This is a genomic window from [Flexibacter] sp. ATCC 35208 (assembly GCF_001975825.1).
Classification (GTDB): Bacteria; Bacteroidota; Bacteroidia; order Chitinophagales; family Chitinophagaceae; genus Chitinophaga.
In genome coordinates, this window is record NZ_MTKN01000032.1 from 76,432 (window position 1) to 87,598 (window position 11,167).

General features: G+C 40.3%; 14 protein-coding genes. 9 read left to right on the forward strand and 5 right to left on the reverse strand.

The annotated features are described in order from the left end of the window. Positions 1 to 99: 99 nt before the first annotated feature. From BW716_RS20180 to BW716_RS20195, 4 genes are read right to left on the reverse strand one after another with little or no spacing between them, the layout of a single operon-like run. The gene (locus BW716_RS20180) at positions 100 to 1,026 is read right to left on the reverse strand and encodes an AraC family transcriptional regulator (protein ID WP_083725309.1); all 927 of its coding nucleotides are present in this window, start codon (positions 1,024 to 1,026) and stop codon (positions 100 to 102) included. Positions 1,027 to 1,058: 32 nt separating this feature from the next. Further along, positions 1,059 to 1,424, reverse strand: coding sequence for a DoxX family protein (locus tag BW716_RS20185; RefSeq protein WP_083725311.1), 366 nt, complete (start codon positions 1,422 to 1,424; stop codon positions 1,059 to 1,061). Further along, the gene (locus tag BW716_RS20190; protein WP_083725313.1) at positions 1,421 to 2,419 is read right to left on the reverse strand and encodes an SDR family oxidoreductase; all 999 of its coding nucleotides are present in this window, start codon (positions 2,417 to 2,419) and stop codon (positions 1,421 to 1,423) included. Before BW716_RS20190 ends, BW716_RS20185 begins: the two co-directional genes overlap by 4 nt. An 11-nt stretch (positions 2,420 to 2,430) precedes the next feature. Further along, the gene (locus tag BW716_RS20195; protein ID WP_220388795.1) at positions 2,431 to 2,766 is read right to left on the reverse strand and encodes an EthD family reductase; all 336 of its coding nucleotides are present in this window, start codon (positions 2,764 to 2,766) and stop codon (positions 2,431 to 2,433) included. Between the two features lie 220 nt (positions 2,767 to 2,986). Between BW716_RS20195 and BW716_RS20200 the strand changes: the two genes are divergently transcribed. The 9 genes from BW716_RS20200 (at position 2,987) to BW716_RS20240 (ending at position 11,033) form a co-directional block, all read left to right on the forward strand. Then, positions 2,987 to 4,207 (forward strand): PQQ-binding-like beta-propeller repeat protein, encoded by a 1,221-nt coding sequence (locus BW716_RS20200; RefSeq protein WP_083725315.1) that lies wholly within the window; start codon positions 2,987 to 2,989, stop codon positions 4,205 to 4,207. A 115-nt stretch (positions 4,208 to 4,322) separates the two neighbouring features. Further along, positions 4,323 to 4,523, forward strand: coding sequence for a hypothetical protein (locus tag BW716_RS20205; protein ID WP_143708931.1), 201 nt, complete (start codon positions 4,323 to 4,325; stop codon positions 4,521 to 4,523). 161 nt (positions 4,524 to 4,684) lie between these two features. Further along, a complete protein-coding gene (locus BW716_RS20210) occupies positions 4,685 to 5,038 on the forward strand; it encodes an S-adenosylmethionine decarboxylase family protein (protein ID WP_083725319.1) in 354 nt (117 codons plus the stop codon). 11 nt (positions 5,039 to 5,049) lie between these two features. Then, the gene (locus BW716_RS20215; RefSeq protein WP_083725321.1) at positions 5,050 to 6,294 is read left to right on the forward strand and encodes a DUF4178 domain-containing protein; all 1,245 of its coding nucleotides are present in this window, start codon (positions 5,050 to 5,052) and stop codon (positions 6,292 to 6,294) included. Then, a complete protein-coding gene (locus tag BW716_RS20220) occupies positions 6,272 to 6,511 on the forward strand; it encodes a hypothetical protein (RefSeq protein WP_143708932.1) in 240 nt (79 codons plus the stop codon). The genes BW716_RS20215 and BW716_RS20220 overlap by 23 nt, the downstream gene beginning before the upstream one ends. Positions 6,512 to 6,519: 8 nt before the next feature. After that, positions 6,520 to 8,040, forward strand: a complete 1,521-nt coding sequence (locus tag BW716_RS20225; RefSeq protein ID WP_083725345.1) for a polyamine aminopropyltransferase — start codon at positions 6,520 to 6,522, stop codon at positions 8,038 to 8,040. Further along, the gene (locus BW716_RS20230) at positions 8,015 to 9,658 is read left to right on the forward strand and encodes an NAD(P)/FAD-dependent oxidoreductase (RefSeq protein WP_083725325.1); all 1,644 of its coding nucleotides are present in this window, start codon (positions 8,015 to 8,017) and stop codon (positions 9,656 to 9,658) included. The genes BW716_RS20225 and BW716_RS20230 overlap by 26 nt, the downstream gene beginning before the upstream one ends. Positions 9,659 to 10,029: 371 nt before the next feature. Continuing rightward, positions 10,030 to 10,227, forward strand: coding sequence for a DUF4145 domain-containing protein (locus BW716_RS39025; RefSeq protein ID WP_083725327.1), 198 nt, complete (start codon positions 10,030 to 10,032; stop codon positions 10,225 to 10,227). A gap of 215 nt (positions 10,228 to 10,442) precedes the next feature. Then, positions 10,443 to 11,033, forward strand: coding sequence for a DUF1016 N-terminal domain-containing protein (locus BW716_RS20240; RefSeq protein WP_083725329.1), 591 nt, complete (start codon positions 10,443 to 10,445; stop codon positions 11,031 to 11,033). On the opposite strand, the gene BW716_RS20245 is transcribed toward BW716_RS20240, so the two are convergent. After that, the coding region (locus BW716_RS20245; protein WP_143708933.1) for a transposase at positions 11,025 to 11,167 on the reverse strand (143 nt) is incomplete at its 5' end. The genes BW716_RS20240 and BW716_RS20245 overlap by 9 nt on opposite strands.

Consider the following 11,167-nt stretch of genomic DNA (forward strand, 5'->3'; position numbering starts at 1 on the left):
GAGAATGTGATGAAATTGAGAAAAATAAGTATCAGGCTTATATCAACTATTCCTTATGATCATTGGAAGGCAGAAAGTGAATCGATTTATCAACTTAAATCAGTTAAACGATTGCCTGAATGCTAAAGGCGACCAATTGGTTTTGCTTTTGAAAAGTCTGCTGAAAGCCTGTGAATGTTCAAAACCAAGTTCATAAGCGATTTCACTGATGGAAAGATCTGTTGTGGATAATTTTTCTTTCGCCTTTTCAATGACCTTGTTATGCACATGTTGTTGTGTTGTTTGTCCTGTAAGCACTTTAAGCAAACGACTTAGATAACTTACAGATACGTTTAATTGGGCTGAAACATATTGAACTGTTGGCAAGCCTTTCGAAATTAAATGATCATCGTTGAAATATTTATTGAGCAACTCTTCCAAACGGATTAAGATTTGATGATGCGCTTTTTCTCTGGTAATAAACTGGCGATGGTAAAACCGTTCGCAATAGCTCAGTAAGTTTTCAACATGTGTCACAATGATTTGCTTGGTAAAATCATCAAGATTAGAATGATATTCCTGCTGAATGTTTTCAATTATTCCGTTGAGTATTTTTTCTTCTTTTCCGGAAAGAAATAAAGCTTCGTGAACTGAATAATCAAAGAAATCATATTGTTTTATGCTTTGGGCAAGTAGCGTGTTCCAAATAAAATCGGGGTGAATAAGTAAAATCCAGCCGGATGGACTTTTAGACATTTCCTGTTCAAATATTTCAACATTCAATACTTGATTAGGCGACATAAAAAACAAAACACCGTCATCTTCAAAATCGTAATTAAGCTGTCCGTATTTATACTTTATTCCATCCATTCTTTTTAATGCAATAGCATAAAAATCAAACACAACCTTTATTGAAACTCGCTCTGGTCTGTTAGTGATGGAATCTATATTTATCAAACTAATTAAAGGATGTTCAGGTTTTGGAATACCTAAAACCCGATGATATTCACTGATAGATTTTATGCTATGCGGCTTCATGTTTATCATAGTTGAAGATACAGATGTTTATCTATTGCTATTCACAATTTAATTGAGCTTCCAAGCATACGTTGCAATAATTCAGGGAATCGATATGCACTTGCAACCCAAATGACAATTTGAATAACTATTACATTTACCACAGGCGTATTAGTCGTGAGATGAACAGCAATGGCACCTCCAAAGTAAGCAATCGCTAAAAGCGCACCAAGAACCCCCGTTTGTGGGAAAATCCAAATTATTCCAATCATTATTTTTAATACGCTGAGAAGAATTTGATTACGTCTGCCACCATAACCCGATTCTAATTCTTTGGCTTTACTATTTGCTGAAAGATTCATCATCCCGCTTCCAATAAAAACCAACGCAACTAATCCTGTTGCTATCCAATATAAGGTATTATTCATTGTCTGTGATATTCATTAGCAAATTCTTTGACGTAATCTTTCAATTTCGTTTTACCTAAAACCGGGCGGTGCTTGTAATAATCCTGATACAAATAAGAATTTTCACCACCACGTCCGGCTGCCTGCATTTCTACAAATGCTTGTGCAATGCTGGGACTCCATTTCATCCTTTTCATGGCATTTAATAAATGCTTATCAGAAATCTGTCCCCACTTCAGATAAGGCTTTCCGATTTCGTCGCCCAATGCTTTTGCTACCTCATTACAAGTCATTTCTTCACTTGCGACATAGCGGAATGTTCTGCCGCTAAATGGGTTTTCTATTTCTTCTGCTATCGTGCTTGCAATATCAAGAGGCGAAACCAAAAGGCTAATATCATTTCCTCCCAGGTTAGAAACGATTACGCCACGTTTTCCGCCCATTAAACCACCCAAGCCATAATAGTAAAGTGCCATAAATGTGCCTATAACACCTTTACTTAGTTGCTTTATTACCTGTGCCAATGGCAATATATTGAGGAATAAACCGACAGGTCGCATAAATTTTATGGAAACATCAGAAGGTAATTCATTCAAAATTTTTTCTGCGTAATAATGATGTTTTAATAACCCATTCTTGCTGTCTGTATGTGCACCGATACTGCTAAGATGAATTACTCTCTTTACACCCGCTTGTAAAATTGCTTCTTTATATTTTGTAACAATATCATTGATATTGTTCAGCATATCTGTAAACGTAAAATTGGGGTTCGATAATTGGTCTGGAGCTATCGGGGGTTCCATAAGATAAACAATATCTGCACCAACAAATGTTGCTGTCAAAAAATCGGCGTCTTTTATAGAACCTATTGCTGCTTTTGCTCCTAAGGCTTCAATTATATCGTGCCGGTTGGCATTGTTGCTGATAATTGTTACAGAATGTCCGCTTGCAATCAATGCTATTGCAAGCGGTTTTCCGATGTTACCCAATGAACCTGTTAAAACTATTTTCGCCACAACTTTTCACTTTAATTGAGTTCGGAAATAATAACTTCGCTTATCTGAATATCTGGCTGAATCGTAGTAAAATTGTGCATGTCCCCTATAATTTTTCCGGCATTGGGGTTAAATGCTTTTTCAAAATCTTCAATACTATCAAAATACATATTTCCTATGGCTATAAAAGGTGCAATACCACCTGGCTTAGCACTTCCTAATCCTTTTTCCACAGTTGCCCCTTTGAGTGCACTTCCTAAAAGCTGTTTTGCCAGTGTAAGATGTGAACTGATATAATATTCCATATTAAAATGTTTCCCTTCCACATTGGGATACATAACACTTACTTTAATCATTCCTTTATTCATTTTCTGTATTATTTGTTGTTGCAAATGTCTTTACAACTCCCCCAAAAGAAGTAACAGTTTTTGACAATGTTGTAACCGAAAATGAAAAACAAAAAAAGGATAGTATTATAATGGCCTCAATCTTTAGGGGCAATATCTCAACTTTATTTCTGGTGTATTGTGAAATTAGTTAATTTGTTTATTCAATTTAACAAACTCTTATAATAAAGAATGCTACTGTATGTCATTTTTAAAAGAATGGAATGAGAAAGGAGCTTTGTTCGCTCAGCAAATCAATGAAATGGTAGCTTATGCCGCTGCGCATGGATGGGACAAAGTAGTACAAAAAGAAATATCCGATCAGCGTGAGCACCTTGCCCCGGAAATCCTGGCCGCTCTCCGCCAGGCTAACAAAAATAACACAGTAAATGCTTTTCGTGAAAGTTGCCCTCCGTCATTAGCCCCATTTGCAAAATACATTTCCGAAAAGTGCGAATCAATATGGGATATTCATTTTTTAGATGCTGACAGAGTTGTATTCCTGACCGGCGCTCCTTACCAAAAAAGACAGTCCTACCTGTGGGATCCCCAAAATGACAAATTGGAGAAACTGGATCCGGCTATCGTAGCGATTGGTAAATCTCCCCGGAATAACTGTTTTGCCATCGCGTCAAAGAATAGGATCATCACTACAGCAGGTTGGGATGGAGCCGTTATTTATGAGTTTAAGTATCCGGAAATGAAGATCACGCAGATGATACCATTTAACGATGGCCTGCAGGTATTGCTCATCACACCAAATGGTATTTATATTACTATAAATGGAGATTGTGTGTTGATTCATCCTGTATATTCCCAGGAGGAGGAAGAAGAAGATGATGATGATGATGCGGAATACGGCACAGAGATAGATATGGAGCATGGTGCTTTATCTCCCGATAATAAGCTGATTAGCTTTGGTGAACAGGCTAGTAACCACAGGGTTGGTGGTAACAATGGCATATTTAATATTGCGCCTGCATCTGAATACCCTCACTACACCATGTTCTCAAAAGATGGTGCACAGGTGTTGCTCAATTCCTGTCATATGTATCATGGCGCTACAATTATAGTTCCAACCAATAATCTGAAGAAAAAGCCGAAAGTTATTAATGAAGAAGACCGTGTATATGCGGGGGTAGCTACTGAAGAAGGGTTTATATGGGGGAATGCCTCCGGTTATATTAAAGCATATGACTATAAGGGGAAATACCTGTGGCAATATTATATAGGAGGCACGATCTCTGGAATGGCTGTTTCTGAAGATGAAAGCACGTTATACGTTGGTACCTATGCAGGCGGGCTACATCAGTTGAAACTCAATGCCGGTCAACGTGATAACCATACTATTGGCACAGGTAAACATTATGAAGAGTGCCGCTGGATTTTTTGGGAAAGTGAGGACGGACCTTTGAAGTGGTAAGTCATATGGCTGTTAAAAAGCAATGAGGATCTTTAATAACTCCCTTGCCTATTGTTTTTTTTACAGGATTCTTGATGATGAAAATATTAATTCGCACACACAAATTTTCTATATAATGATAACAGCCTACCATCGTATTGCATCTGACAATATTGATCTGCCTGTAGATATTACCATGGATTTTTCTCAAGGCGCGGATGGGATGCCGGAGATGGAAAAAGAAGCACGGTTTAAGTACTATAATACTCCCCCAAAGGGTATATTTGCCGCATTAGTTGGGTCAAATCCGAATATGAGGCAGTTCGTAAGTTCCTAATAGAAAAGAAGGGTTTCACAGAGAGAGTATCTAAAGAACTTGCCGCTCAATAAGATAAGTGCATAGCAGCATTCCTGGGCCATCCCCCCCCTCATTCAGCTAATTTTAGGATACAATTTCCCAATTTTGTAATATCTTGCTCCCAATCATTATTTATCCTTATGCAATACCAGCCGGGATTACACCTGTTAACCACAGTGTACTCCCCGAGAATAGACTTATTACAGCATAGCAGCTACTGGAAAACATTCATTCAGGGACAAATCGATCAACATCAGCTGACAGCTGTGGGGCACAACATTCATGATTTTCCAGGTGGCGGATTCACCGCCGTACACTGTTTGACGGAGTCGCATGTCTCTATTCATACCTGGCCGGAATACGGCTTATGTACCTGCGATGTATTCCTCTCTAACTTTAGGAAGAACAATGACCTGATTACAGAAGCGATCATGCAGGAGATCCTGCGCTTCTTCGAAGCTACCCGTCATGAATCCCATTCCCTGAGAAGATAACATTTATACCCATGAACAATTTTAAATGTCCCATTTGTAGTACTATCCTGTCAGTTTTTGATCCCGTAAGAACAGAAGTATTTGTTTGTCATTATTGTTATTCCACCCTACATAAAGAATCGCTGGCACCTTTAGCTTTCAGGCTGACAGGTAAGCTCAACGAACCAAAATACCACCAGCTGATCCCCCTGGGAGCCACTGGTATAATCAACGGCATAGAATATACCGTCATTACCTACGCAGAACGCGTAGAAGTCGGTCCTGACAAATACTGCTGGGTAGAATATACCCTCCGCAGGAATGAGGATAATGTAAACATCTTTCTCTCTACATTTAATGGTCACTGGCTGTTACTTTCCCCAACGGAAAACGATGGGCTGGTATATGAGCCTCCTCAGAAATATGCGCCAACAATAGATGTCGATGGTGTTACCCTTAAACACTTTCACAATTATCATGCTTTTTACCATGCGGTAAGAGGAGAGTTTCATTTTGATATCAACTTCTCCAAAAACATCCAGTGCTTCGAATATATCGCTCCTCCACAATTGCTGGCAGTTGAATATACTACTAAGACGGAGATTGATCTGTTTTTTGGAGAGTACATACGTCCAAAACAAGTTAGCAAAGGATTCCTCAATGGTGGCCGGATGCCGCGTCGTACTGGCGTAGCGGCGGCCCAGCCATTTTATATCAATTTTGACTGGTTCCGCAGCTTAGTCGGTGTTATGATTTTTTGTGTATTGGCATTCGTCATCCAGTACTATTATAACCTTGATACAAGCCGGAAGGTAGTATCCTATATGCAACTGAAAGTGGATGATACTACTATGAACCGCCCCCGGGTGAGCGAAAGCTTTGTAGTTTATAAAATGTCCAACATGGAAGTTACTATCAGAGGGGATGTGGATAACAACTGGTGTGCAACTGATATCGATCTTGTCAATGAAAAAGATGGTAAGGAGCAGACTGTCGCACTGGAATCATCTTACTATCATGGGTATTCCGATGGAGAAAGCTGGGAGGAAGGAGATAAAGTAGCCTCTGCTTTTGTTTGTAGCATTCCTCCGGGTACGTATCATCTCGTAGTTACTCCCTATAAAGAAAACTACGGGTCGCCGGTATTTGCTACAGTAACAGCCACATGGAATGTATATACAATATGGAACCCGTTCTTTCTCTCCTTAATTATGTTGGTGATATGTATACTCGTCCAAATTTGGAATTATCTTTTTGAAAAAAAACGTTGGGAATAATATCATGGAAGAAAATATCAGTCCATTCAATATAATACGCAGAATCTGGATAAGAGATGGCTTCATCATAAGTGTTGCATCTATACTGCTGGTATTACTTGTGATCGCGAATCATTACGGTTATCGTGTCTGCAATTGCGCCAGTACAGAGAAATACTTACCTGGCCAGGATAGACAGAACGGTCACTCCGGCGTTCATACTTTCTATCACAAATAATGGCGAATATGTTTAAGATCAATAGGCCGTTGGAATTCCTGTTATTACTATCAGTATTCGTAATCGCCACCTGTGGACTTATTTATGAGCTGATAGCAGGTACGCTTGCCAGTTATTTACTAGGCGACTCCGTTACACAGTTCTCCACCATCATCGGTTGCTACCTGTTCTCTATGGGGATAGGGGCATACCTGTCCCGTTTCTTTAAAAAAGAATTGCTCAGCTGGTTTATTCAGCTGGAAATCCTTGTAGGCCTGATCGGTGGTATCAGTCCCGCCGTCCTTTTTCTTTTATTCGACCAGGCAGCCTCTTTTCGCCTAATCTTATATTTGCTGGTAGGTCTTACGGGTACGCTGGTAGGTCTGGAGCTACCCCTGTTAATGAACATTCTGAAGAATAGGTATGAATTCCGCGATCTGGTATCACGGGTATTTACATTTGATTATATCGGTGCGTTGTTGGCATCAATCGTCTTTCCGCTGGTACTCGTTCCTTATTTAGGATTGATACGTACCGCATGCTTCTTTGGTGTGCTCAATGTGCTGGTAGCGATCCTTGTCTGTGTGAAATTCAGATCGGAGGTAAAATGGGCAAGGTACTTAAATTTCAAAGCATTGGCTGTGATCGTGGTGCTGTCGCTCATTTTTGCCTGGGCAAATAAGATCATGTCCTTTTCGGAAGGACTGGCATTCCGCGATCCTGTTATCTTTTCCCATTCATCTCCTTATCAGCGTATCGTTATCACCCGCAATAATTATGAGCTGAGATTATACCTTAACGGCAATCTTCAGTTCAGCTCTGCGGATGAATACCGCTATCACGAAGCGCTTATACATCCTGCCATGCTGTATGGTGCACAACATAAGAGTGTACTGATACTGGGTGGGGGAGATGGCATGGCGGCCCGTGAAGTACTAAAATATGGAGATGTAGAAAGCATCACGCTCGTTGATCTCGATGCGAGTATAACGAAGCTGTTCAGGGAAAGTTCGCTGTTATCCGCACTGAATAAGCAATCTCTCAGTTCTTCCAGGTTGCAGGTGATCAATGCTGATGCTTTTCAGTGGCTCAAGAAAAATGAGAAGCTATTCGATATTGTGGTGATCGACTTTCCTGATCCGGGTAACTATGCTGTGGGTAAGCTATACACCACAGCTTTTTATAGAGAGCTGAGACATTCACTGGGTGACAGCAGCGTTATCGTTGTACAATCTACTTCGCCATTTGTGGCTCCTAAAGCATTCTGGTGTGTAGACAAAACACTACACGATTGTGGGTACCATACCATTCCTTATCATACTTATGTACCTTCATTTGGGGAATGGGGATATGTAATGGCGTCTCCCACATCACTCACAGATCATCATACAGCGATACCTGCTGGTCTGCGTTATTTCGCTGCGGATGTTTTCCCACAGATGTGCCAGTTCTCCGCTGATATGTATAAGAGAGACGTGCAGGCAAATCATTTAAACAACCAGGTACTGGTGCAATATTTTGAAGATGAATGGGGAAAATACCAGGAGTAAAACACTTACCCGCAAAGATTTTCTTTGGTATATGGCGCTGATTGCCGGGGCTACTGTCACGGAGACACAGTTTATCGCCTGTAGCAGGAGAAAGGATAAATATGCGCATATAAAAGGTAAAATAAACGGTGCCTCTGCAGCTATTGGTCATCAGCTCCGTAATGGTTCCTTTGCTACACCTGATCAAACAGAAATCCTCGATACGGTAATAATCGGTAGTGGTATTTCAGGACTTTCAGCTGCGTATCATTTGCTAAAGAATAATTACACAAACTTCAAAGTACTGGAGTTGGAATCACACCCCGGTGGCAATGCTGCGGATGGAGAAAATGCTTATTCTGCTTATCCGTTAGGGGCGCATTATCTGCCTGTTGCGAGCCTGGATAATCAGCCACTGCTGGACTTTCTGCACGATATTGGTATGATCACGGGTTATGACGATAAACAGTTGCCTGTCTATCAGGAGACAGATCTTCGTTATGATCCGGAAGAGCGGTTATTTATTCGTAATCGCTGGCAGGAAGGATTGGTACCGCAATTTGGTGTGAGTGATGCAGCGCAGGCAGAATTTCGCCGTTTCTTTGCGACGATGGAAAAGCTGCGTTGGCAGAAGGGCAGTGATAACCTGTACTTGTTCGATATACCTGTAGTCCATAGCTCAAAAGATCCGGAAACACAGGCGCTGGATAATATCTCAATGAAAGTATATCTGCAGCATGAGGGGTATCATTCAGAAGAAATTTACTGGTATCTGGATTATTGTTGCCGGGATGATTATGGGGCTGGTATAGAGATAATAAGTGCATGGGCAGGTATTCATTATTTTGCTTCCCGCAAGGGCAAGGCTGCCAATGCAGATAATGCTGCGGTGCTTACCTGGCCGGAAGGGAATGGACACCTGGTGAAAAAGATGAGTGATATTATAGGAGAGCGTATCCAGACTGATAGTCTGGCATATAAAGTAACACCTGCCGGTGATAAAGTATGGGTCGATTACCTGAATGTAAAAACAGGTACTACAAAACGAATCATTGCTAACACCTGTATCATGGCAACACCGCAGTTCGTTACGCATCGGTTATTACCGGATGGTGATTACGATCATAATTTCAACTATTCACCGTGGTTGGTAGCTAATATTACCCTCGATCCGTTATCTGATTCAAAAGGGTTCCAATTGTGCTGGGACAACGTTTTTTACAAAAGTCGTTCCTTGGGCTATGTAAATGCACAGCATCAGCGCTTAACATTGGAGGCCCCTACACAGCAGGTGCTGACATATTACCTGCCGCTGGATCACCTGCCGCCTGCTGATTCCCGTAGATATGCATTGAATTTGCCACATGAGCAATGGGTGAAATTGATAACTGATGATATGGAAGTAGCACATCCTGGAGTTCACGCGCTCATTAAGGACATTGAAGTATGGATATGGGGGCATGGTATGATTCGCCCTACAGTTGGATTTATAACGGGGGCGAACATAGCGGCTGCGCGGGAGAGTAAGCATAAGAATATCTTGTTTGCCCATTCAGATCTGAGTGGGATTTCTATATTTGAAGAGGCGTTTTACTGGGGTAATAAGGCTGCGGATGGTGTATTGGCTACTTCAGTGTAAACGGAAGGTTTTAGTTTAATTCCTATTTGAAAAAGAAGCCCAATTCGTTTGCTAAAGTAACTTATCAAAACACAACCCAAAGTTCTACAATGCAAATCATACCTCCTGCATTCAGGCTCCAGCCCAATCCCACACTACTGAGATGCTGCCTGAGGGTCAAGACGTAACCGAGATCCATTCCTCACGACCTGATATAGCCCCAAAAGGACCTGTTCGGGTAGGCACGTAAGTATTGGCTTTGAAACTTCAAAAAATGGAGACAAGTAGGTATCTACCTCATCGCCTTTCGCGAACAGAATAAATTCTAAGTCTAAATATTTGGATGCTTTTTCTACTTGGGGAGAGAATAAACTTCAAGTTTTGTAGATGCTATGCTAAAAGAGTTGGGATTTATTGATGGGAGTTTATGTGTAAGAATAAATGAAGCCATAAGTAATGGTATCCTAACTAGGGATATGGGAAACTGGGCTCATCAAATTGGGTTAGATGGTAATGATCAACGACATTCCGATCTGGCAGGTGACCTTCCAACAGTGATGATGTGTAAGAAAAAATCAGGAATCATTTAGACTCGATTTAAATGATCCTCTTTTCGATAATCAATCCCTTATTGAACTGGAGTGAATATGTTCAATCTGAATTAGTAAAAATATATTTGATTTTCAATTGTTTATGAGTTTGTTTTTTTTTATTTTCCTTGATAGTTGGTAATAAATAAAATAAATTTGTTAGATATTATATCAATGTTTGAATTTAGCAGTCGGGCCTAAAACTATTGTAATAGATGAGTCAAGCTATTGAAAATTTCAATTACACTTTGTATGATGCCATTGCCAGGATAATAGCAGATGCAAGGAAAACTATTTATAAGAGCACCAATACAATATTGTTAAAAACGTATTGGGAAATTGCGAAACTCATTATTGAAGATGAACAGGATGGAAAAAATCGTGCTGCATATGGAAAGGCAGTCCTGAAAAATCTTGTAACCAAACTAACATTGGAATTCGGAAAGGGGTTTGATGAGAGTAACTTGAGAAATATGCGAAATTTTTTTCTGGCATTTTCGATTTGGGACACAGTGCGTCCTGAATTGAGTTGGACTCATTACAGGATTATATGTGGGATTGATAATCAGTCACTTAGTCCTCTGCTGGTTAATTGCGCTATTGAAGGAAATTGGAATAGCCGTACTTTACAACGTAACGTTGATAGTCAATATTTGGGAAGAATGCTTAAACTTCCAGTACATAATTCAACAGAGGCTGCGCATTTTATTAAGGACCCATATCTTTTCGAGTTTTTAGGTTTACAGTTAGATAAGGAACAAACTGAAACTAAGAACATGTTTAAAATTCCAAACGACTCATTTTAGAGGTATATTAATGAAAGCTACCTGGATGAATGCAACAGATGATTCAGGTAGCCTTTCATGATCCTTATCTAACCTTCTGAAAAAATTCAGCCACGCGAATGATCGTTCAACCTGCCACCTACCGGTTTGTGGAA

Coding starts and splice junctions, on each gene's coding strand:
- BW716_RS20240 (WP_083725329.1), top strand. CDS start 10,443: ATGAGTCAAGCTATTGAAAATTTCAATTACACTTTGTATGATGCCATT.
- BW716_RS20225 (WP_083725345.1), top strand. CDS start 6,520: ATGTTTAAGATCAATAGGCCGTTGGAATTCCTGTTATTACTATCAGTA.
- BW716_RS20185 (WP_083725311.1), bottom strand. CDS start 1,424: ATGAATAATACCTTATATTGGATAGCAACAGGATTAGTTGCGTTGGTT.
- BW716_RS20215 (WP_083725321.1), top strand. CDS start 5,050: ATGAACAATTTTAAATGTCCCATTTGTAGTACTATCCTGTCAGTTTTT.
- BW716_RS20180 (WP_083725309.1), bottom strand. CDS start 1,026: ATGATAAACATGAAGCCGCATAGCATAAAATCTATCAGTGAATATCAT.
- BW716_RS20230 (WP_083725325.1), top strand. CDS start 8,015: ATGAATGGGGAAAATACCAGGAGTAAAACACTTACCCGCAAAGATTTT.
- BW716_RS20195 (WP_220388795.1), bottom strand. CDS start 2,766: ATGAATAAAGGAATGATTAAAGTAAGTGTTATGTATCCCAATGTGGAA.
- BW716_RS20200 (WP_083725315.1), top strand. CDS start 2,987: ATGTCATTTTTAAAAGAATGGAATGAGAAAGGAGCTTTGTTCGCTCAG.
- BW716_RS20210 (WP_083725319.1), top strand. CDS start 4,685: ATGCAATACCAGCCGGGATTACACCTGTTAACCACAGTGTACTCCCCG.
- BW716_RS39025 (WP_083725327.1), top strand. CDS start 10,030: ATGCTAAAAGAGTTGGGATTTATTGATGGGAGTTTATGTGTAAGAATA.
- BW716_RS20205 (WP_143708931.1), top strand. CDS start 4,323: ATGATAACAGCCTACCATCGTATTGCATCTGACAATATTGATCTGCCT.